The sequence below is a fragment of the Flavobacterium sp. P21 genome (genome assembly GCF_050632225.1).
In the GTDB taxonomy this organism is placed as follows: domain Bacteria; phylum Bacteroidota; class Bacteroidia; order Flavobacteriales; family Flavobacteriaceae; genus Flavobacterium.
In genome coordinates this window covers 895,609-916,405 of sequence record NZ_CP192585.1, presented here as the reverse complement: position 1 = coordinate 916,405, position 20,797 = coordinate 895,609, and the positions used below count along the sequence as shown (strand labels likewise).

The window sequence follows — 20,797 nt, the reverse complement described above, 5'->3', positions numbered from 1 at the left end:
TTAAAATGATTTAAGCTGATGGACGCAGATTTTATTTTTTACTCTCGCAGATTCCGCAGATTGTGCAGATTATAAAGTATTTAAAAAAATCTCCAAAATCTGCGGAATCTGCGAGAGAAAATTTTTAGCAAAGAATAAAGAAATCTGCAAAATCAGCTTAAATCAGCCTTAATCTGCGTGAAACAAAATTTATTTTCGTTCCAAGATCTCTTCTCCATTTAAGTAATCAGAAGGTCTTTGTCCTAAAATCTTGAAAAAAGTATTGCTGAAAGTCGGAACACTATTATAACCAACTTCTTGAGCTACCTCTTTTACAGAAAGTTTTCTTTCTAACAAAAGCTCGATTGCTTTGAGGATTCTTCGAATAGTATAATATTGAATAAATGACATTTTGAGATCTTTTTGAAACAAGCGATACAAAGAGCGTTCGCTAAAGCCAAATTCATGTGCCACATCAGCAAAGAGAATTGTTTCCCCGAGGTTATTCTCAACATAACGCAGGATTTTCCCGAGTCGTTTGTCTTTTGGCTGTGGCAATTCTAAAGGTAAATTCGTATGACATATTTGAGGCAGAATCGCTTTTATGGCTTTTGCAATTGTAAAACTCGGAGAACCTTTTTTCAAATCTCCGTTCCATTGATTAGTAAACATCATCATTTGGAGCAACAAATTATTAACCGGATAAATGCCTTCGCTTTTATAGAATTGATCTTCGTCTTTTTCTACCGGAAAATATAAATTTCGCATCATCACCTGTTCCGACTTTGGTTCAATGCTGTGTTCTAGTCCAGCCGGAATCCATATAAAATGTCTTGCGGGCAAAAAGTACGATTTGGTTTCGGTTGTCACAAAAACCACATCGCCTTCGGCATATAACATTTGCGCTTTATCATGTTTATGCCATGGAACAAACAATTCGCCCATTATATCATGATGACAATAAATGCTTTTTTTATCAGCATCTACTTTCTTGATGTAATATTTGTCTACTTTGAATGTTCCTTGTTCCATTTAAATGATACGATGATTTCGCATTATAAAGATACTGAAGAAAAAGAAATTAAAATTCCAATTCGCCACACAGTTTGTCATTTCGACGAAGGAGAAATCTCCGCGAGTAGCTCCGTACAGAATATCGCCAATCTTTGTAGAGTTTCTTGTGGAGATTTCTCCTTGGTCGAAATGACAAAACAGACTGAGTAAAAAACTTTGCGAACTTTGCGTAAATCTTTGCGCTCTTTGCGGTTAAATACAAAAACAAAAAAAGCCTTTCCGTTAAGAAAGGCTTTTAAACAACTTAGGCGGTCTGGACGGGACTCGAACCCGCGACCCCATGCGTGACAGGCATGTATTCTAACCAACTGAACTACCAAACCCTGCGTTATTGCGAGTGCAAAAATACAACAGATTTTCGTTTCTGCAAGCGTTTTTGCGAATAAAAATTGAGAAATTTTTAATTGGTTAAATTCCAATATTTTAAAAATTGATGACGAAATAAAAAAGAAGAAGTTTCTTTCTTTTTAACCGCAAAGCACGCAGAGATTTTACGCAAAGAGCGCAAAAGCTTAATCAAACTTGGCCTGCGGAAACCTTTGTCAAATGTTCTTGATGTAGAAAAAATCCGCAATATTGAAAAACATAGCCCGTGGTTTCAACCACGGGTACACAATTATGATCACCATCCGTTTCCCGTGGTTGAAACCACGGGCTATATTTAATAAATCATTATAAACACAAAATCCGCAAAGCTTAAAAAAACTTTGCGGACTTTGCGTAAATCTTAGCGTTCTTTGCGGTTAAAAACAAAAAACCAAAAGTGTTTTAAATCAAAAAAGCCATCCACAAAAGTGGAAAGCTTTTCATTGGTCTAACTACTAAACCAGCTACGAGTTACAAAGTCGTAGCAAAACAACACAACTAATCTTAGATACCGTATTTGGGCAAAAAAGCCTTTCTGTTAAGAAAGGCTTCCCCAATATTGCGGTCTGGACGGGACTCGAACCCGCGACCCCATGCGTGACAGGCATGTATTCTAACCAACTGAACTACCAAACCTCTGCGTTATTGCGGTTGCAAAGATATAACAGAATTTCATTTCTGCAAGCCTTTTTGTGAAAAAAATTAAATATTTTTTCAAATCATTATCCAAAGTTTTGTTTTTCAACCAAATAAGTAGTCAATATTTTTTCAAAATTATCACCCACATTTACCGAAACGTACTTAATTTGGTTCTTCGCACAGGTTAAAGCCAAGTTTTTAAAATAGGCTTCTACCCTTTTTTCATATTCGGCTTTTACATTATCTGCAAAAATCGAAACCTCTTCGCCTGATTCTAAGTCGATAAATTTTCTTGGTGAATTGTCAAAATCAAACTTCATTTCGGTTTGACTATCAACCACATGAAACAAAACCACTTTATGTTTATTATGTTTTAAATGCTGTAATGCGTTGAATAATTTCTCATCATCTTGCGTTTGAAACATATCCGTAAACAAAATAATCATCGAACGACGGTGCATTTTCTCTGCAATTTGATGCAGATATGTAATGGTATCAGTCGTTTTTTTGACTTTTGGCTGAACCAATAATTCTTCCAGTTTATTTAAAAGCATTCTATGGTGACGATCACTTCCTTTTTCTGGAGCGTAATATTCGTATTTATCGGAGAAAACACTTAAACCAACGGCATCGCGCTGTTTCTTTAAAATATTCATTAAAACTGCCGAAGCCAAAACCGCAAAACCAATCTTCTTTTCATAAAAAGGCTGATTCGATTTGAGTTCAGGATAATGCATCGAAGACGAATTATCTACAATCAAATGACAGCGTAAATTGGTTTCTTCCTCAAAACGTTTCGTGTATAAACGATCGGTTTTGGCGAATAATTTCCAATCGATATGTTTGGTACTTTCGCCTGCATTATAGACTTTATGCTCAGCAAATTCGGCCGAAAATCCATGAAACGGACTCTTGTGCATTCCGGATATAAAACCTTCCACAACCTGATTCGCCAGCATTTCAAGATGCTGAAAACTGGAGACTTTCTCTATTTCCGATTCAATTTTCATTCGGTTTCTTTTTTAATATTTTGTGCTTTATAAAGCAAATCTGTCGCCATGAACAATTTACGTTTCAAGATCGGACTAAAATTAGGGTTTTCTTTCAAGAATCGCTGTACTTCATCAAAAGCAAATTTCGACGAATATCTTCCAACTGTATTATCGAGCCAATCTTTCGGAAAGAAAATATCTCCCGTACGCTGGATTTCTTCTACCAAATCTAGTGAAAATCTGATATATTTTTGCGCACTTTCCTGACGAAGCGGATGATTTACATTCGCCAATCCTACAGAAACCCATGCTTCTTTTTCGCGATTGGCATCGTCTTTTAACGATTCCATAAAAGCGTTTCGAACCGATTCGTCTTTTGATAATGATGGAAGCAAAAATTCAAATCGCTTCTTTTTATCCGGATTTGTGATTGTCGTTCTTGTTTTCTCTAAAATTTCATCGGCTTTTTCATGTTTGAAAATCGCCAGATTCATTGCCATATTGGTAAAATCATCTTCGTTCAATTTCAAATTCTGAATTACAACTTCTTTATTCCAAATCTGATATAATTTGGCTTTCGCCGAATCTGAATATGCAATCGAACTAAACAATCCGAATAATGTCTTTTTGATATTGGCTGATAAATTGGTTTGCAAACGCTCACTCAAAACATCTTCAAGCTGTTTCTGAACTTTATTTTCTTGTTTTTCTGTGAAAAATCTCCAATAAATTGTATTCAGATTATTAGAAACAATTCGTAAAACCAATTCATTTTCTTCCTTCTGAATTCCTTTAAAAAAACAATCAAAAGCTTTCTCTGGCGAAACGTTTCCAATCAAAGTATTTTCGTAAAGATTGCTGTACGCCGATGCTCTTGCAACCTCATCTTTCAAATTTGAAATTAGATTTAAATTATTCCCGTCAAGCGGAAAAACACCGTATCCAAAACCATTATAATTGTAAATAATGGTAAGCGGTTTTTCAAGTCCGATGGCTTCTTTTACAACCAGGTTTTTATCTTTAATATTTACCGATAAAACTTTTACTTCGTTAGAGTAAACTAAACCAATCTGAAAAATCTGAGGCCAAACATTATTGGATTTATCTTCAGCTTTTTGAAAAATCTCAAACTTTTTGATTTTGTTTTTAGAATCGTATTCTATTTTATCTGAGAAAATCGCTCTTCCGGATTTGTTTACCCAAACCTCACTCCATTTTTTCATATCCAAAGACGTTTCGGCATCGAGAATTTCTACCAAATTATTCCAATCAGCATTGTCATTGGCATATTTCTGAATGTATTTTTGGATTCCTTTCTGAAAAGCTTCTTTTCCCATTGAAGCTTCTAATTGACGCATCATAATTGGCGCTTTATTGTAAATCATAGCACCATAAAGCGAACCGGCATCTTTCAAATTCGCCAAATGTTGTCTGATCGGATGTGTTCCCAAAGAGCGGTCTTCCGCGTAAGCGCTGGCATAATGCGTACTAAAAAACTGCAGATTATGATTAATTTTCGGAAAAATCGGATTCATGATTTTGTCTGCCATGAAGTTGGCAAAAACCTCTTTCATCCAAACATCATCAAACCATTTCATCGTTACCAAATCACCAAACCACATGTGTGAGGTTTCGTGTGCGATTAATTTTGCTCGGTTTAATTTTTCGCTGTCGGTTGCGCTGTTGTCCAAAAACAAAGTCGATTCTCTGTATTGAATTGCGCCAACATGCTCCATTCCGCCATATTGAAAAACGGGAATTGAAGCGAAATCCAATTTCTGAAAAGGAAATTTATAATTAGTATATTTTTCTAAAAAGTCCAAAGATTGCTGATGCAAATTGAAAATTGTATCAGTGCTCATTTTTATCTTTTCAGGATTGTTTTCTCGGTATAAAAATGTCATTTCCATACCTGGTTTCTGTGTAACACTTTTAAATTTTCCTGCCACAAATGAAAATAAATACGTGCTCATTTTATCCGATTCTCCGAAAGTATACGAAGTAAAATCACCCTTTCCAACTTTCTCTTTTACATCGGCTCCAGCCAAAACCGACCAATCCTTTGGCACAGAAAGACTCAATTTATAAGTCGCTTTTAAATTAGGCTGATCAAAGCAAGGAAACAAAGTGCTCGCGCGATCCGGAACTAATAAAGTGTATAGAAAATCATCATTCCGGTTTAAAGACAAATTTCCCGCGATAAAAGAAATGCTGATTGTATTTTTTCCTAAAACTAAATCTTTTTGATTTATAAAGATATGTCCGTCTTCATGATTGATAACACTGTTTTTTCCATTAACCAGAATTGATTTAATATTTTCGGATTTCTCTTTAAAATCAAGAACCAATGACTGGCTTAAATCAGTAAGAACCAAATTTACATCCAATTTAGAATTAATGTTTTCACTTTTCTGGTTTGGAATTTCAAATAAAAGATTATAGGTCAAATCAGAAATTTGATATTTTCTAAAATTAGCCAATTGCTCTGAAACGCCATTTTCTACTAAAAATTTTTCTTTTGGTTTCGATTGAGAAAAACCAATCGTCGTAATTATAAAAAAGGCAAAAAAACGGTAAAGAATTTTCATTTTCAAGGAATATAAGATTCGTTAAAAATAAAAAATAGTTTGCCACGAATTTCACGAATTTGCACGAATTAAAATTTAAGTCTGAGTTTTTGCCACAGATTTCACAGATTAAAAGGATTTTAAATCTGTGGAAATCCTTTTAATCTGTGGCAAAATTTTTAAATCAATTCGTGAAAATTAGTGCAATTAGTGGCCAAAAACCAAATAAAAAAGGCTTGACTTTCGCCAAACCTCTTTTATATAAATCATAATCTTACGATTACAACAAAGCGTCTAAGCTATCTGCGTAGGCTTGTTTCGGAGCTACTCCTACTTGTTTTCCTACTACTTCACCATTTTGAAACACCAAAACGGTTGGTATGTTACGCACACCATATTTTGCGGCGAATTCTTGGTTAGCATCTACATCTACTTTACCAACAACTACTTTACCAGCATATTCTTCGCTTAATTGGTCAATGATTGGACCAACCATTCTACAAGGACCACACCATGTCGCCCAAAAATCTACCATTACTGGTTTATCTGACTTTAAAACTACTTCATCAAAAGTAGCATCTGTTATTGCTAATGCCATAATAATTTGTCTTTAAATGTTATTTCAGCTTTAGTCCCGAGAGACTCGTTTTTTGTTATTTCTTAAACTGAGGTACAAAGTTAAAAATTAAAAACTAATCAAACACCATTCATAAATTAGTTTTGATTATAAAAGTATTGTAAATAATTATATCATAAATTTAAGTTCGACATCGCGAATTTAACATTACAGTAATTTGAAAATCAGAAATTTAAAAAGGACAGTTTTTTGTCGTATCTTTAGTCAACCATTAAAATTTTCCAAATGAAAGAAACTTTACATCGCATAAAAGTCTTTTTCCAATCGGTTGGTTTTAAAAAATATGCCAAACGTTTTGGATTTTTTATTTTAGGATTAATAGCGCTCTTGCTGATTGCCTGCGGAGGTTTGTCGATTTATTTCAATCGAAATAAAGCCGAAATTGTCGCGAAAATCAATACCAAAATCAACGAAAACATAAACGGAAAATTTCATATTGGCGATTTTCAGTACAAATTTCTAGCTGGCTTTCCCAACTTTACTCTGGCCTTAAAAGATGTTGAGCTAAAAGACAACAAATGGAATACACACAAACATACTTTGCTTAAAGCCAAAGAAATAGAAGTACGTTTGAATGTCGTGAGTTTGCTTCAAAAGGAAATTGATATTCATAAAATCCTCATTAACGACGCTCAAATTTATATCTACAAAGCGCCTGACGGATATTCGAACTCTAATATTTTTAAACCAAAAAAGAAAAAGACTCCTGAAAACAAGGAGAAACCCGAAACCACAATCGACCAGATTGATCTCAACAATGTTCGCTTTACGATTGACAATCACGTTGGACACAAATTATTTGATTTTGAAGTGGCCAGCTTAAAGTCAAAAGTAAATTATGACGATGATAATTGGCAGACCGATCTTTTTCTGGATACCCAAATCAATAGTCTGGCTTTTAATACTGTTCACGGAAGTTTTGCCAAACAAAAAAGGCTCAAAGGAACTTTGCATGTCACTTATGCTTCGGACAAACAAAAAATCGACGTTAAAACTGACGGCTTAAAAATTGGAACCGATTCTTTTGATATTGTGGCTTTCTTCAATATCGGGAAAAGCAATTCTTTGTTCGGAATCAATATTGGAACAACCATTTTATGGCAAAATGCTTCTAATTTATTGTCTGGAAACATCAGCTCAAAACTGAATCGCTTTAATATAAAAAAACCAATTGATGTAAATTGCGACATAAAAGGCGATTTGAATGCCGAAGGCGATCCAAAAATTGTCGTTCAAGCTATTATTAAAGACAACGAACTCAGTATTCCTGACGGACAACTCAACGATTGCAGTTTCAAAGGAATTTTTACCAATAATTTCAAAACGAAAGAAGGTTTCACCGATGCCAATTCGGCTGTAATTCTAAGTCGATTTTCGGCAACTTATGAAAATATTCCTTTGAAAATTCCGCAATTGTCTATCAATAATCTCGAGAAACCAATTGCCACAGGAACCGTAAGTTCTGATTTTGATGTCAGCAAACTCAACGAAATCAGCAACGACAAATGGATTCAGTTTACAGAAGGACACGCAACAGCCAATTTGAATTTTCAGTTTGATATTGTTGATTTGTACATTAATAAACCTAAGTTTTTGGGAAATGTAAACATCACAAATACATCATTTCATTTTATTCCGAAAAATGTTCACGCCGAAAAAGTAAGCGTACAGCTTGAATTTACGCAACAAGCGCTCTTGATCAAGAAAATTGCCTACAAGCATAAAAAAATACCATTTTCATGGAAGGAAAAATCGACAATTTCCTGAACTTGTATTACGATGCACCCGAGAGCATGATTGTAAACTGGAAAATTTATTGCCCTAATTTAGACATTAAACAATTTTTAGGCGTTTTGGCATCTTCTCAAAAAAGGAAATCGGATATGAAAAACCGAAAACCTACCATTTCCAGTCATTTGCGAGATGTAATCGAGAAATGTTCGGTCGTAATTGACATCAAAGCAGACCACATGAATTATAACAAACTGACTGCAACCAATACAACAGCAACAGTGCAGATGCTTAATTCGAAACTCGTCATTAAAAATGGTTTTCTACAGACTTCTGGCGGCAGTATTGGTTTTAATGCCGAGATTTCGCCAAGCGGAAAAAACTTCGCTTTTGGCTCAAACGCGCAGGTAAAAAGCGTTGATATTGCAAGTTTTTTAAGATCGTTCAACAACTTCGGAATCAAATCTTTTACTCCAAATAACATTCGTGGAAGGCTCTCCAGCAATGCCAATGTTACTGGTTTAATGAATAGCAATGGCGAATTAATTACCAATTCTACTCACGGAAGCTTAAATTTCACTGTTACGCAAGGCGCTCTGATAAAATTTGAACCTATTATGAAAGTGGGGAAATATGCTTTTCCGTTTCGCGATGTTGAGAATATTACCTTCAGTGATTTATCTGGCGATTTTAAATTAAGAGGTGAAATGGTCGATGTCAATAAACTAACCATTAGTTCGAGTGTCTTAAATCTTGATGCAAAAGGCGTTTATTCTTTTGGAAGAGGCACAAATCTGGCGCTCACAATTCCGCTTCGAAATTCTAAAGATGACGCCAAACTCTCCAAAGCCGAACGTGAAGCTGTGCGTGAAAAAGGGATTATACTTCGTTTGGTTGCTTATGATGATAATGGGAAGATGAAGATTAAGAGGGGGAAGAAGGAGAAAGAGAAGTAAAAATTTTTACGCATAGTTTGTCATTCCGAGGAACGAGGAATCACACTAGAAACTCGACAAAGATTGGCAATTTCTTTAGAGAAATACTTGTGTTATTTCTCCTTTAATTGAAACGATAAATGAACTTATAAATTTATTATTTAAATTTACGTAAGACAAATTATCCAAAAATGCCACAAACTAAACCAGCGCGTAGACTTTGGTCACGTGAAGAATTAATCGTTGCCTTTAATTTATATCTCAAAATTGAATATGGAAAAATTCACGACCTTAATCCAGATGTAATTCAACTAGGAAAACTTATTGATAGAACACCTGGTTCAATATCAATGAGACTAGCAAATTTTGCAAGTATAGATCCATTTCATCAAGAAAGAGGTGTAGTTGGTTTAAAAAATGGCATTAATCAAGTTCAACCTATTTGGGATGAATTCTTCAATAATAAAGAAGAACTACTATTTCAAAGTGAAGAAATTTTGGCTAAAAAAGAAAACACATCTGTTGAAGATAAGTATAAAGACATTCTTGTCGATTTAAAATATCTTAAAGGAGAAACCGTTCTTCGCGAAGTAAAAACTAGGGTAAATCAACATATTTTTAGAAAAATCGTTCTAACGAATTATGCAAATAAATGCGCAATTTCAGGAATTGATATCCCTGAGTTATTATATGCCAGTCATATCATTCCTTGGTCCAAAAATGAAGAACATCGTTTGAGTCCTGAAAACGGGATTTGCTTCTCAGCTCTTTACGACAAAGCCTTTGACAAAGGATTAATTGGGGTAAGCACAAATCATGAAATAATACTTTCTGATACAATTAAAAAGAAAAAAGAAACTGATTTTTTTTACAAGTATTTTAAATCAATTGAAAATCAAAAAATTGTGATAGCTCAAAAATATTTACCTCGAAAAGACTTCCTTGAATATCATTTAGACACAATTTTCAACAAAACAAACGATATAATAATATAACTTTACCAAACCAACCTATAACAAATTAAATACCACTAATTATTAAATTTCAAACCTTTAATAATTAAAATTTCCATGGACTGTTTTACGCCAGAACAACGTTCCAAAGTCATGAGTATGATTCGTGGCACTAATACCAAAGATGAAGTTCGTTTGGCCAAAGCCTTATGGCATATTGGTTTGCGTTATCGGAAAAACAACAAAAAAGTCTTTGGCTGTCCAGATTTGACTTTTACTTCTTTAAAAATTGCCATTTTTGTTGACGGCGAATTCTTTCACGGAAAAGATTGGGAAACCAAGAAAAAACCAAAAACCAACTCCGAATATTGGATCAAAAAAATCGAGCGAAACATGCAACGCGATCTCGAAGTCAACACGTATTTAGAATCGCAAAATTGGAAAGTTTTGCGTTTTTGGAGTAGTGATATCAAGAAAAACCTGGGTGCTTGCATGGTTGAAATTCTGAATGTGGTTAATTTAAGAACAAAACAATTAGCAAAGATTCCGCCTTCTTGGGAATAACAAAAAACTACGCAAAAGTTTTCATAATCTTTCCTTAACTCCCTTGCCTATTTCCGTCAAAAAAGATAGCTTTGAGAGACAATCATAAAATTTAAACCATTATGAAGATTCAAATCAACACCGACAAAAACATTGATGGACACGCTAGATTAGAAAGCTATTTTTCTGAAGAATTAGAAAAAGGTTTAGCTCGTTTTGAAGACAAAATTACCCGCATTGAAGTTCATTTTGGGGATGAAAATGGGGAAAAATTTGGTTTACACGACAAGAAATGCTTAATCGAAGTGCGTCCGCAAAAATTACAACCCATAACCGTTACAGAACACGCCGAAACATTAGAAAAAGCTTTTAGCGGTGCTTTGAGCAAAATCAAAAAATCACTAACGACAACCTTTGAAAAACAAAAAGCTTTTTAAATCTCAAAATATCTAAAAAAGTGACAAAGGCACAAAGGTGCAAAGTTACAAAGGAAAAAACTTAGAACCTTTGTTACTTTGCACCTTTGTTACTTTTTTACGATTTTGGAAGAGGTGCTCCAACTGCGATATCGCATCTGTGGCCTGCTTGCCCGTGTGGCGGATTCATTCCTTCGGCAACTGGCTGAGCTGGTTCTGTACTTAATAAAGCCGGAGTTGGATTATTTGCTGGTGGCGTCACGGTAAACGATTGTGAAGTGCTTCCGCTCTGCGCAGTATTTGTTGCCGCAGGTTTTGCTACTGGCGAATTCAAAGGTGCCCCAACGGGAATATCACATCTGTGATTCGGTTGTCCGTGTGGCGGATTCATTCCTTTTGCTACTTTTACAGGAGTAGTTGTTGTAGTTACCACATTTTTCTGATTCGGATTTACCTGAACCACTTGCGGTTGCGCTACAACTTGACCTTGTTGTGGTGGAGCTGAGTTCAACGGCGCACCAACAGCAATATCACAACGATGCCCTGGCTGACCATGAGCAGGATTTAGTCCTTTTGTTTCTCCTAAAACGGTATTTGGGTTTGTGGTTTGCGTTTGTACAACTGGTGTTGCTGTTGCAGTTTTTGCGGTATCTTTTGCAAGTCCTAATCGAACTAATTCTGATGTTGCTGTATTTTCTTGAGGCTCTAATTCCTTTTTACAAGAAATAAAAAGCAAAGACGAAAAAGCTAGCGAACTTATTAAGATTTTCGGATTCATAATGTGGTATTTTAAAGCACTCAAATATACTCGTTTTTGGGTTTCCAACATATAAGTGATATAAGATAATTAAAGTTTAACTTTTTGCATAAATTACCTTTATTACTATGACTTTTGGTTTCACGCAGATTACGCAGATCTGAGCAGATTTAAAAATGATTTTTATTTTTTAAATGCGCATTTCTTCACAAAGATTTTACAAGCCACAAGAGATTAAAATAAATCTGTGCTTATCAGCTTAAATCTGCAAAATCTGCGAGAAACTTTCACTTGTTCAAAATCATTCTTACCTTTAAAGTCAAATACTATTAATCATGAAAAAAACTATTCTACTCCTTTTATTCGTTGCTTCTTTTGCAAATGCTCAAACCGACAAAGACAAAATCAATCAAACTTTAGATACTTGGCACAAAGCAGTGACCGACGTCAAATTTGAACCCTATTTTGCTCTAATGACAGATGATGCAATTTTCATTGGAACAGACGCTACAGAAAATTGGACTAAAAAGGATTTCAAAATTTGGGCAAAACCCCATTTCGATAAAGGAAAAACTTGGAATTTTACTGCTTTAGAGCGCCACATATTTTTTAACAAAACAGGAACTATCGCATGGTTTGATGAATTGCTGAATACGCAAATGAAAATTTGTCGTGGTTCTGGTGTTTTGGTTAAAGTTGGAAAAGAATGGAAAATCAAACATTATGTCCTTTCAATGACAATTCCGAATGAAGAAGTCGATGCCGTAACCAAAATAAAAGCACCAATCGAAGATGCTTTGATTGCGAAGCTTCAAAAAAAATAAACATTTTTTGATTTTATTCTTATAATCCTAACTTTTAGAGGGTTTTACAAAACATATTATCGAAATAATTATAGCACAATTGACAATATTAGCGTAAATTTAGAAGTCGAAAATCAAATACTCTCAAAAAACCTACCCGTAAATTGCAAAATCAACTAAAATAAATACCGTACCACTATTTTAACAGCCCTTGAAATCAAAATATTTAATTTTTTTTAACTTTGACCCCAAAAAAAATAGGGTTCCATTAAGTATTTGAAAAATGAAAATAGAAAAACGCTGGATCATTTCCTTTCTTATGATAAGCATCGTTTGTATCACAGGTGCGTTTTGGCCAGCAATGACTGAAAATAGTTATGTATTGTCTGAATTTGGCACAACAGATCACATCGTTCCAGCCGATGTTGCTTGGATGCTTACTTCTTCTTGTCTGGTTTTAATCATGACGCCTGGATTATCTTTTTTTATGGCGGAATGGTAGGCAAGAAAAATGTAATTTCAACTATGCTTCAAAGTTTTATTTGCCTTGGCGTTGTTACACTTTTGTGGGTTGTAGTTGCTTTTAGTTTAGCTTTCGGAGAACCAGTTGGTTTTGGTTCTGGCGATCATTTTTATAGTTTCTTCGGAAATCCAACTACTTTTGCATTTATGGATTATGTGGGCATTTTGCCTCATAAACAATTGGCAAATACGATTCCGTTTATGCTTTTTGCTTTGTTCCAAATGAAATTCGCCATTATTGCTCCGGCAATTATTACAGGATCATTTGCTGAGCGCGTTCGATTTATTTCTTATTTAATTTTCATCAGCTTATTTACGGTTTTTATATACGCTCCTTTATGTCATGCCGTTTGGTATCCAACGGGAGTTTTAGGAAGCTATTTTGGCGTTAAAGATTTTGCTGGAGGAACAGTAGTTCATATGAGTTCTGGTTTTGCCGCTTTGGCCGGAGTTATTGTTTTAGGAAAAAGAAAAAACAGCCAACATATACCAACAAATATTCCATTTGTACTATTAGGAACTGGAATGCTTTGGTTTGGATGGTTTGGTTTCAACGCCGGATCTGCTCTCGTCGCCAACGGAACTGCCGCTATGGCTTTTGCAACAACAACAACTTCATCTCGCCGCCGCAATGTTGACGTGGATTTTCTTTGATAGAATGAATGGAAGAAAAGTTTCGGCACTTGGCGCTTGTATTGGCGCTGTCGTTGGTCTAGTTGCGATTACGCCCGTCGCTGGATTTGTGTCTGTTCCCGAAAGTATGTTCTTCGGATTTGTAACGGCTTTGGTTTCTAATACCGCTGTAAACTGTAAATATTCAAAAAATTCGACGATACGCTTGACGTTTTTGCTTGTCACGGTGTCGGCGGAATTATGGGAATGATTTTAACTGCAATTTTCGCTCATGGTGAAGATGCAAGTTTGCTTCACGGCGGATGGAATGTTTTCGGACATCACATGATGGCTTTAATTTTGGTTTCAATTTTCACTTTCTTCGGAGCTTATTTCTTGTTTAAAGTAACAAACTTCATTATTCCGCTTAGAGTTTCAGAAGAATCGGAACATATTGGTCTAGATTTATCACAACACGATGAAACTTTAGATCCAAAATCAAAAGCAATTACTGAACCGCATTACGGTTAAAAATATTTTTTCCGCCACAAATTCACGAATTATTTTAAAATGAAAATTCGTGAATTCGTGGCGGAAACATTCTAAACATATAGTCCCTACGGGACATTTTTTATTTATATATATTGTTTTCTACCGATATTTTATTCCTAACGGAATAACTATAAAAATACTTCTTAGCTGAAATAAATCTCGTAGAGATTAAATATTGGTAAAAACAAATAATCTGCTATCTCGATATTGTCCCGTAGGGATTATATAATTATGAATTAAAAAATCTCTTTAATCTGTGAAATCTGTGGCTAAAAAAATTTAAACCATAATTACGCCTCGTCCATTCGTTTATATTCCTTAATTTTGCGAAAAATTTTTGTCAAAGTGGGAAGTAAAAATAAACTTAAGAGATTCAGAGAAAACGAAACATTTCAAAACGTTTTTCAACCAACAAGAGAAGAAGTTGTAGGCGATTTAATGCCTTTAAAAGGAAAATGGAATTCTGATTTCTTTAAAAATGACAATCCATTAGTTTTAGAATTAGGATGTGGAAAGGGAGAATACTCTGTTGGATTAGCTGAAAAATATCCTAACAAAAATTTTATCGGAATTGATATTAAAGGTGCTCGTTTCTGGAGAGGCGCTAAAACCGCTGTTGAAAACGGACTTCATAATGTGGCTTTTGTTCGAACTCAAATCGAATTGATTAATCATATTTTTGCTGAAGGAGAAGTAGATGAAATCTGGATTACTTTTCCAGATCCACAAATCAAATACAAAAGAACAAAACACAGAATGACGAATTCTGAGTTCTTGAAATTGTACAAAAAAATCCTGAAAAAAGACGGTGTCGTAAACCTAAAAACCGATAGCGAATTTATGCACGGCTACACGCTTGGATTGCTTCACGGAGAAGGCCACGAGGTACTTTATGCCAACCATAATGTTTACAAAAACGAAGGAAGTCCAGAAGTTGTAACTTCGATCCAAACATTTTACGAAAAACAATATTTAGAAATTAACAAGGCAATTACGTATATTCGTTTCAAAATTAAGGACTAACCTTGATTTTGAAACTTTTATTCTAACCGATTTAATTACTAAATGACCTACCTTACTCCATTACTTTCAGGTTTTATTGCCGCCGCAATTGGGACTATTCCGCCGGGATTGCTCAATATGACCGTCGCTAAAATAAAAATGAAAGAAGGAAAAAAGAATGCTTTGTCATTTGTAATCGGTGCAGTTTTTGTAATTTTTTTCAAGCTTTTGTCGCAGTATTATTTGCACGTGTCATTGACAATCGCCCAGATGTTATCACTTTATTGCGTGAAGTTGGTTTTGTCATTTTTTCGATCTTAACCATTTACTTTTTGTTTTTTGCGAAAGACCCCGTAGCAAAGAAAAAAACGAAAATCAAAAAGAGCAACGAAAAAAGCCGTTTCTTTCTTGGAATGTTGCTTTCTGGATTGAACTTTTTCCAATTCCATATTACGTTGTTGTAAGCGTGACGCTGGCATCGTATAATTTGTTTGTATTCGAAAACACGATTATTTTGACCTTTGTACTTGGTTCAGTTCTTGGTGCTTTTGGAATTTTATACAGCTACATTGCTTTCTTTGGGAGAATAGAAAAGAAAACCGATTACTTTATGCGCAACATGAACACGATTATCGGAAGCATTACCGGATTAGTCGCTCTTGCAACACTTTTCAATATATTGAATTATTATTTCAGTTAAATTTATAGCCACAAATTGAAAGGATTAAAATGATTTTTTTACTTTGTGGTAAATATTTCTCCCGCAGATTTTACAGATTTAGGGGATTAATCATTCTTAATTTTTTATCTGCCCGATCTGCAAAATCTGCGAGAGACTAAAATTTTATAGTCCACAATACGATCAATTTAATCTGTGAATCCCGATAGCTATCGGGAGTGGCAAAACAACAAAACTATGGCTGAAGAAAATTTTTTCGAAAGAGTTTATACAATTGCAAGACAGATTCCGTACGGAAGAGTAACTTCTTATGGCGCAATTGCAAAAGCCTTAGGAACTGCGCGTTCTGCACGAATGGTTGGCTGGGCCATGAATGCTTGCCATAATATGGATGATGTTCCCGCGCACAGAGTTGTAAATAGAAAAGGTCTTTTAACCGGCAAACATCATTTTGACGGAACCAATTTAATGCAACAGCTTTTAGAAAATGAAGGTGTAAAAGTTATTGATAATCAAATAGTCGATTTCGAAAAACACTTTTGGCAACCGGAAATTTCCACCATATAAGTGATATAAGTTCATTTAAAGATGGCGTGTATATTGCTCGCAAAGACGCGAAGTCGCAAAGTTTATTTTTAAATTTTCTTTGCGACTTCGCGTCTTTGCGAGATTAAAAGATAAAGCAAAACCATACTTAACATGAACTTATATCACTTATATGGTTCAAAAAATCAAATCAAGCAAATCACAAAACTCGTTTTATCTTCATCGGTTTGATAGCTTAAGTAACCACCATGCGCTTCGATTATATTTTTAGAAAGCGTCAAACCAATTCCTGCACCATCTTTCCTAGTCGTGAAAAACGGAAGAAAAACTTTATCTTGAATTTCAGAAGGGATCCCTTTTCCATTATCAGAAATGGAAATGAAAAAACGGTTGTTTTCTGTATAACTTGAGACAAACATCTTCTTCTCTGTCTTCTCTTTTAAAGCATAAATACTGTTGGTAATCAAATTAATGATCACTTGTTCCATTTGATTTTTGTCAATCATAATCGAACGAGAACTATGAATATCATTAACCAATTCGATATTTTCTGCTTTCAAAATCGGACTCATAACTTTAAGGCAATCGTCAAAAAGTTCTTTTATTGGCGTCATCACTTTTGTTGGCGTTGGCAACATGGCCAGTTTGCGGTAATTTTCAACAAAAACCTGCAAATGATCGCTTCGGTTAATAATGGTTGAAATACTGCTTTTTATATCATCAAAATCATCTTCTTCCAGTTTTTCCTGATCAACAATGTGCAATAAATTCTGTGAAAGCGCACGAATTGGCGTCAAAGAATTCATTAATTCATGCGAAATAATTTTCATCAAATTGATCCAAGCTTCTTTCTCTTTTTCTCTATAACGCGCTGAATACTATCTAATAAAACAATAAAATATTCTCTATTATAACTTTGAGTTCTTGAAGTTTGAAGCATAAAAGTCTGCAAATCCTGTTCTTCAATTTTAATCGAAATGGCCGATTTCAATTCGCTGAATTCTGTTTTTTCAATTTCAGAACAAAGCGCAGGAAGATAATTTTTAAGATATTTCCAATGACTTACTTTTGGCACTTTGAACATATCTGAAAAACAATCGTTCATCAAAAAAATATTCCAGTCGTCGTTTTCTTTTTCCAAAATCAAAGCGGCGCTGTCGATATTGTTCAAAAGTGAACGGTAAATCAATTCTTTTGAGATTTGTTCCTGCTGTTGCACTTTTAAAGTCTCATATAAAAGGTACAAACTTTCAAAATTGTCTTTTCTATTTTCTTCAGGAAAATTGGTTGTAAAATCATTTTTCAAAATCGAAAGCAAGGTTCTGTCATAAAACTGCAATTGATTTTTGACATAAAAATACATTTCGGCCAGCATTATAAAAACAAAAACGCCAACCAAAATTGCGTTATAATAAAACATTTTACAAATCAGAAAAACGCAGAAAAAAAGAGCATCATTACAAACAAAACTCTCACGAACAAAGCGTTATAAAATTTCCAGTTTTTCATTAATTCTTTTTTTATTTCTCTCTCGCAGATTAGGCAGATTGAGCAGATTTTAATTTTTCTAATCTGTGGCTATATTTTATTGATTTAAAAATTTAAAAAATCTCCATGATCTGCTAAATCTGCGAGAACAAAAAAGACTCTCATTTGTAGCAAAAAATTAATTCTTCAAATCATATTTCTCAATTCTTCTGTACAAAGCGGCTCTTGACAAACCAAGTTCTTCGGCAGTTTTTGAGATATTTCCGTGATGTTTAAAAAGCGCTTTTTCGATAGCTGTTTTTTCCAATTCAGATAACGGATTTTCATCATTTTCCTGAATTTCTTCAAAATCCAAAATATCCAAATCATGAACTGAAATTGTATTGTTGTCGGCCAAAATCAAAGCTCGTTCAATCTTATTTTCCATTTCACGAACATTTCCTTTCCACGGATATTTCTCTAAATATGGCGCCACATTTTCTTCAAATCGCCAGTTTTCTTGGTTGTATTTTTCGGCAATTTGTTCCAAAACAAAATTTGCCATCGGAACAATATCTTCTTTTCGTTCGCGTAAAGGCGGAAGGTTTATTTCCATAGTATTGATTCGGTACAACAAATCCTCACGAAAAGCTTTATTCTTTACTTCGGCTTTAATATCGTTATTAGTTGCCGAAATAATTCGGACATTCAAAGGTCTTGCTTTGCTTTCACCCAAACGCGTCACGTTTTTTGTCTGTAAAACGTGCAATAATTTCGATTGTAAATGAAGCGGAATATTGCCAATTTCATCTAGGAAAATAGTTCCGTTTTGTGCATTTTCAAATCTTCCTGGTGTATCTGTTTTAGCATCGGTGAACGCACCTCTTGCATATCCAAAAAGTTCACTTTCGAATAAATTATCACTCAACGAACCCAAATCTACATGTACAAAAGGCTCATTTTTTCTTTCTGAATTTTGATGAATAAACTCCGCAAAAACATATTTTCCGGTTCCGTTTTCGCCTAAAATCAAAACATTTGCATCCGTTTTCGCGACTCTTTCAGCAATAGAATACGCTTGTTTTATTTTTTGAGAAGTTCCAACAAAATATCTTTTCTCGGCTTTCTCAATAATTGGCTTTTTGCTGTTTTTTCGGCTTTCGGCGACAGCCTTATCAATTATTTCGAGCAATTTTTCATTGTTCCAAGGCTTTAAAACATAATCAAAAGCGCCCATTTTTATTCCTTCAACGGCAGTATCAATTTTGCCGAAAGCCGTCATTAAAATCACAATTGTATTGGGAGAAAGTGTTTTGATTTCTTTTAGCCAATGAATTCCTTCGCGCCCATCTTCAAAACCAATTCTATAATTCATATCCAACAAAACCACATTTATTTCATTTTCATTCAAAATCGAAATAATCTGTTTTGGACTGCTGGTGGTAAAAATGGTTTCAAAATATTTTTTCAGAATCATTTTTGCCGAAAAAAGAATTTCTTCCTGATCGTCAACAATTAATATTTGAGCTTGTTTTTTCCTCATGTTGATTTTTTTGTCCGATTTTGAACGGTCAACTGTTCATTATCGAACACTACTTTTTTTAAGTGGTTTTTAAAGCTTCTTTAAAATCAATACTTTACAAATAATAAATTTTATGGCACAGTATTTACCTATTGACTATCAGTAAAATATTAAAAAAATGGACAAGGTAATTCCTCGTAAAAATAGAAAATTTAGATATCTCACAATAGCAATTGGAGTTTTTTTAGCCTTGGGCGCAATCATCTTTTTTCTTTTAATACCAAAAGAAGTCTGAATGTAAAAGCCGAAGAAATTTCAATCCAAAAAGTTGAAAAAGCTTTTTTTGAAGATTTTGTGGTTTTTCAAGCAAAAGTCGAACCTTTGAACGTGATGCTTGTGAATGTTACAGAAGGAGGATCTGTAAAAGAGATTTTTGTTGAGAACGGCGCAATGGTAACAAAAGGACAATCACTTGCTCGTTTATACAACCCAAACACAGAGTTGAATTACTTGACTCAAGAAACTGCAATTATTGAGCAAATCAATAATTTGAATACCGGAAAACTGAACATCAGAAATCAGGAATTGAATTTGAATAAAGATTTGGTTTTAATCGAACACGATTATAATGATGCCAAAAGATTGTATGATATGAATTCGAAATTGTATGATAAAGATGTGATTTCAAAAAACGACTGGAACACTTTTAAAGAAAGCCTTCGTTTTCAAGAAGAACGAAAAAGAACCATTCAGCAAAGCATTCAGAAAGAAAAACAATCAAATCAAGTTCAGATTTCACAAATCAACCGCTCGATTCAAACCATGGAAAAAAGTTTGGATATTCTGAGAAACAACAAAAAGAATTTCTTGATCACCGCTCCAGAATCTGGCCGATTAACATCTTTTGAAGCGGTCTTAGGACAAAATTTTCAGGCAGGTCAAAGCATTGGGAAAATTGATTCAAAACGCGGTTACAAATTAGCCGCTGATGTAGATGAATTTTATTTGGAGAAAGTTCGCGAAGGCTTAAAAGGTCAAGTAGAATTTAAAGGAAAAAATCTTGAAGTAATCGTTACCAAAGTAATTCCGGAAGTGAAAAGCGGACATTTTACAGTAGAATTGGCTTTTACCTCTAAAGAAAATATTGTTTTACAAGACGGACTTAGTTTTGGCGTAAAACTGATTTTATCTGAAAGAAACAAAATATTGGTACTGCCAAAAGGAAGTTTTAACCAAGAAACTGCAGGAAAATGGATTTTTGTTGTTAAAGGAAATAAAGCAGAAAGAAGGAACATAAAATTAGGCCGAGAAAACCCGACTTATTATGAAGTTCTGGAAGGATTAAAAGAAGGCGAATCTGTGGTGACATCATCATATTCAGATTATAAAGATATTGAGGAACTTTCAATTCAGTCACAATAAGTTTTCAGTCGCAGTCTCAGTTTACAGTTGTTTAATTCACAATTAATCATTTACAATTCACAATTATAAAAGTTTCAATCA

Annotated in this window: 20 protein-coding genes, 2 tRNA genes and 1 pseudogene; 13 read left to right on the top strand and 10 right to left on the bottom strand. The window is 34.3% G+C overall.

Annotated features, from left to right (window positions below; translation table 11 throughout):
- Positions 1 to 189: 189 nt before the first annotated feature.
- On the bottom strand, positions 190 to 1,011 hold the full coding sequence (locus ACQ9BO_RS04460) for an AraC family transcriptional regulator (RefSeq protein ID WP_431243793.1): 822 nt from the start codon (positions 1,009 to 1,011) through the stop codon (positions 190 to 192).
- Between the two features lie 12 nt (positions 1,012 to 1,023).
- On the opposite strand from ACQ9BO_RS04460, the gene ACQ9BO_RS04455 reads away from it, so the two are divergent.
- Positions 1,024 to 1,203: a hypothetical protein gene (locus ACQ9BO_RS04455; protein ID WP_431243792.1), complete on the top strand. Its 180-nt coding sequence runs from the start codon at positions 1,024 to 1,026 to the stop codon at positions 1,201 to 1,203.
- Positions 1,204 to 1,302: 99 nt separating this feature from the next.
- Here the strand turns inward: ACQ9BO_RS04455 and ACQ9BO_RS04450 are convergent.
- The 5 genes from ACQ9BO_RS04450 to trxA all read right to left on the bottom strand — a co-directional run bounded on the left by ACQ9BO_RS04450 (position 1,303) and on the right by trxA (position 6,215).
- Positions 1,303 to 1,376: transfer RNA gene (locus ACQ9BO_RS04450), tRNA-Asp, on the bottom strand.
- A gap of 605 nt (positions 1,377 to 1,981) precedes the next feature.
- A tRNA-Asp gene (locus ACQ9BO_RS04445) sits at positions 1,982 to 2,055 on the bottom strand.
- A gap of 86 nt (positions 2,056 to 2,141) precedes the next feature.
- A complete protein-coding gene (locus ACQ9BO_RS04440) occupies positions 2,142 to 3,068 on the bottom strand; it encodes a DUF58 domain-containing protein (protein ID WP_431243791.1) in 927 nt (308 codons plus the stop codon).
- A complete protein-coding gene (locus ACQ9BO_RS04435) occupies positions 3,065 to 5,638 on the bottom strand; it encodes a M1 family metallopeptidase (RefSeq protein ID WP_431243790.1) in 2,574 nt (857 codons plus the stop codon). The genes ACQ9BO_RS04440 and ACQ9BO_RS04435 overlap by 4 nt, the downstream gene beginning before the upstream one ends.
- A 259-nt stretch (positions 5,639 to 5,897) precedes the next feature.
- A complete protein-coding gene (gene trxA / locus ACQ9BO_RS04430) occupies positions 5,898 to 6,215 on the bottom strand; it encodes a thioredoxin (protein ID WP_431243789.1) in 318 nt (105 codons plus the stop codon).
- Between the two features lie 264 nt (positions 6,216 to 6,479).
- On the opposite strand from trxA, the gene ACQ9BO_RS04425 reads away from it, so the two are divergent.
- The 5 genes from ACQ9BO_RS04425 to ACQ9BO_RS04405 all read left to right on the top strand — a co-directional run bounded on the left by ACQ9BO_RS04425 (position 6,480) and on the right by ACQ9BO_RS04405 (position 10,853).
- Complete coding sequence (locus ACQ9BO_RS04425) at positions 6,480 to 8,021, top strand: AsmA family protein (protein WP_431243788.1); 1,542 nt, start codon at positions 6,480 to 6,482, stop codon at positions 8,019 to 8,021.
- On the top strand, positions 7,994 to 8,941 hold the full coding sequence (locus tag ACQ9BO_RS04420; protein ID WP_431243787.1) for an AsmA-like C-terminal region-containing protein: 948 nt from the start codon (positions 7,994 to 7,996) through the stop codon (positions 8,939 to 8,941). Before ACQ9BO_RS04425 ends, ACQ9BO_RS04420 begins: the two co-directional genes overlap by 28 nt.
- Positions 8,942 to 9,111: 170 nt before the next feature.
- Positions 9,112 to 9,915 carry an HNH endonuclease gene (locus ACQ9BO_RS04415; RefSeq protein ID WP_431243786.1) on the top strand — a complete coding sequence of 268 codons (804 nt, stop codon included), beginning with the start codon at positions 9,112 to 9,114 and terminating at the stop codon, positions 9,913 to 9,915.
- A gap of 75 nt (positions 9,916 to 9,990) precedes the next feature.
- A complete protein-coding gene (locus ACQ9BO_RS04410) occupies positions 9,991 to 10,437 on the top strand; it encodes a very short patch repair endonuclease (RefSeq protein ID WP_431243785.1) in 447 nt (148 codons plus the stop codon).
- A 101-nt stretch (positions 10,438 to 10,538) separates the two neighbouring features.
- Positions 10,539 to 10,853 carry an HPF/RaiA family ribosome-associated protein gene (locus tag ACQ9BO_RS04405; protein WP_431243784.1) on the top strand — a complete coding sequence of 105 codons (315 nt, stop codon included), beginning with the start codon at positions 10,539 to 10,541 and terminating at the stop codon, positions 10,851 to 10,853.
- A gap of 97 nt (positions 10,854 to 10,950) precedes the next feature.
- Here ACQ9BO_RS04405 and ACQ9BO_RS04400 read toward each other — a convergent pair whose 3' ends face one another.
- A complete protein-coding gene (locus ACQ9BO_RS04400) occupies positions 10,951 to 11,610 on the bottom strand; it encodes a hypothetical protein (RefSeq protein WP_431245066.1) in 660 nt (219 codons plus the stop codon).
- Positions 11,611 to 11,924: 314 nt separating this feature from the next.
- On the opposite strand from ACQ9BO_RS04400, the gene ACQ9BO_RS04395 reads away from it, so the two are divergent.
- The 6 genes and pseudogenes from ACQ9BO_RS04395 (at position 11,925) to ACQ9BO_RS04370 (ending at position 16,326) form a co-directional block, all read left to right on the top strand.
- On the top strand, positions 11,925 to 12,413 hold the full coding sequence (locus ACQ9BO_RS04395) for a nuclear transport factor 2 family protein (protein WP_431243783.1): 489 nt from the start codon (positions 11,925 to 11,927) through the stop codon (positions 12,411 to 12,413).
- 262 nt (positions 12,414 to 12,675) lie between these two features.
- Positions 12,676 to 14,057: pseudogene (locus tag ACQ9BO_RS04390) on the top strand (ammonium transporter).
- 366 nt (positions 14,058 to 14,423) lie between these two features.
- Positions 14,424 to 15,101, top strand: a complete 678-nt coding sequence (gene trmB / locus ACQ9BO_RS04385) for a tRNA (guanosine(46)-N7)-methyltransferase TrmB (protein ID WP_073408106.1) — start codon at positions 14,424 to 14,426, stop codon at positions 15,099 to 15,101.
- Positions 15,102 to 15,143: 42 nt separating this feature from the next.
- Positions 15,144 to 15,401: a hypothetical protein gene (locus ACQ9BO_RS04380; RefSeq protein WP_431243782.1), complete on the top strand. Its 258-nt coding sequence runs from the start codon at positions 15,144 to 15,146 to the stop codon at positions 15,399 to 15,401.
- 193 nt (positions 15,402 to 15,594) lie between these two features.
- Entirely contained in the window at positions 15,595 to 15,780 is a 186-nt protein-coding gene (locus tag ACQ9BO_RS04375) for a hypothetical protein (RefSeq protein WP_431243781.1), read from the top strand.
- 216 nt (positions 15,781 to 15,996) lie between these two features.
- The gene (locus tag ACQ9BO_RS04370) at positions 15,997 to 16,326 is read left to right on the top strand and encodes an MGMT family protein (RefSeq protein ID WP_431243780.1); all 330 of its coding nucleotides are present in this window, start codon (positions 15,997 to 15,999) and stop codon (positions 16,324 to 16,326) included.
- Positions 16,327 to 16,490: 164 nt separating this feature from the next.
- Here ACQ9BO_RS04370 and ACQ9BO_RS04365 read toward each other — a convergent pair whose 3' ends face one another.
- From ACQ9BO_RS04365 to ACQ9BO_RS04355, 3 genes are all read right to left on the bottom strand, one after another.
- Positions 16,491 to 17,135 carry a sensor histidine kinase gene (locus ACQ9BO_RS04365; protein WP_431243779.1) on the bottom strand — a complete coding sequence of 215 codons (645 nt, stop codon included), beginning with the start codon at positions 17,133 to 17,135 and terminating at the stop codon, positions 16,491 to 16,493.
- A complete protein-coding gene (locus tag ACQ9BO_RS04360) occupies positions 17,135 to 17,725 on the bottom strand; it encodes a hypothetical protein (protein WP_431243778.1) in 591 nt (196 codons plus the stop codon). Before ACQ9BO_RS04360 ends, ACQ9BO_RS04365 begins: the two co-directional genes overlap by 1 nt.
- Positions 17,726 to 17,971: 246 nt before the next feature.
- Positions 17,972 to 19,315: a sigma-54-dependent transcriptional regulator gene (locus ACQ9BO_RS04355; RefSeq protein WP_431243777.1), complete on the bottom strand. Its 1,344-nt coding sequence runs from the start codon at positions 19,313 to 19,315 to the stop codon at positions 17,972 to 17,974.
- A 369-nt stretch (positions 19,316 to 19,684) separates the two neighbouring features.
- Here ACQ9BO_RS04355 and ACQ9BO_RS04350 point away from each other — a divergent pair, with 369 nt between their 5' ends.
- Positions 19,685 to 20,716 (top strand): efflux RND transporter periplasmic adaptor subunit, encoded by a 1,032-nt coding sequence (locus ACQ9BO_RS04350; RefSeq protein WP_431245065.1) that lies wholly within the window; start codon positions 19,685 to 19,687, stop codon positions 20,714 to 20,716.
- Positions 20,717 to 20,797: the final 81 nt, after the last annotated feature.

Coding starts and splice junctions, on each gene's coding strand:
- ACQ9BO_RS04460 (WP_431243793.1), bottom strand. CDS start 1,011: ATGGAACAAGGAACATTCAAAGTAGACAAATATTACATCAAGAAAGTA.
- ACQ9BO_RS04455 (WP_431243792.1), top strand. CDS start 1,024: ATGATTTCGCATTATAAAGATACTGAAGAAAAAGAAATTAAAATTCCA.
- ACQ9BO_RS04440 (WP_431243791.1), bottom strand. CDS start 3,068: ATGAAAATTGAATCGGAAATAGAGAAAGTCTCCAGTTTTCAGCATCTT.
- ACQ9BO_RS04435 (WP_431243790.1), bottom strand. CDS start 5,638: ATGAAAATTCTTTACCGTTTTTTTGCCTTTTTTATAATTACGACGATT.
- trxA (WP_431243789.1), bottom strand. CDS start 6,215: ATGGCATTAGCAATAACAGATGCTACTTTTGATGAAGTAGTTTTAAAG.
- ACQ9BO_RS04425 (WP_431243788.1), top strand. CDS start 6,480: ATGAAAGAAACTTTACATCGCATAAAAGTCTTTTTCCAATCGGTTGGT.
- ACQ9BO_RS04420 (WP_431243787.1), top strand. CDS start 7,994: ATGGAAGGAAAAATCGACAATTTCCTGAACTTGTATTACGATGCACCC.
- ACQ9BO_RS04415 (WP_431243786.1), top strand. CDS start 9,112: ATGCCACAAACTAAACCAGCGCGTAGACTTTGGTCACGTGAAGAATTA.
- ACQ9BO_RS04410 (WP_431243785.1), top strand. CDS start 9,991: ATGGACTGTTTTACGCCAGAACAACGTTCCAAAGTCATGAGTATGATT.
- ACQ9BO_RS04405 (WP_431243784.1), top strand. CDS start 10,539: ATGAAGATTCAAATCAACACCGACAAAAACATTGATGGACACGCTAGA.
- ACQ9BO_RS04400 (WP_431245066.1), bottom strand. CDS start 11,610: ATGAATCCGAAAATCTTAATAAGTTCGCTAGCTTTTTCGTCTTTGCTT.
- ACQ9BO_RS04395 (WP_431243783.1), top strand. CDS start 11,925: ATGAAAAAAACTATTCTACTCCTTTTATTCGTTGCTTCTTTTGCAAAT.
- ACQ9BO_RS04380 (WP_431243782.1), top strand. CDS start 15,144: ATGACCTACCTTACTCCATTACTTTCAGGTTTTATTGCCGCCGCAATT.
- ACQ9BO_RS04370 (WP_431243780.1), top strand. CDS start 15,997: ATGGCTGAAGAAAATTTTTTCGAAAGAGTTTATACAATTGCAAGACAG.
- ACQ9BO_RS04365 (WP_431243779.1), bottom strand. CDS start 17,135: ATGAAAATTATTTCGCATGAATTAATGAATTCTTTGACGCCAATTCGT.
- ACQ9BO_RS04360 (WP_431243778.1), bottom strand. CDS start 17,725: ATGTTTTATTATAACGCAATTTTGGTTGGCGTTTTTGTTTTTATAATG.
- ACQ9BO_RS04355 (WP_431243777.1), bottom strand. CDS start 19,315: ATGAGGAAAAAACAAGCTCAAATATTAATTGTTGACGATCAGGAAGAA.
- ACQ9BO_RS04350 (WP_431245065.1), top strand. CDS start 19,685: ATGCTTGTGAATGTTACAGAAGGAGGATCTGTAAAAGAGATTTTTGTT.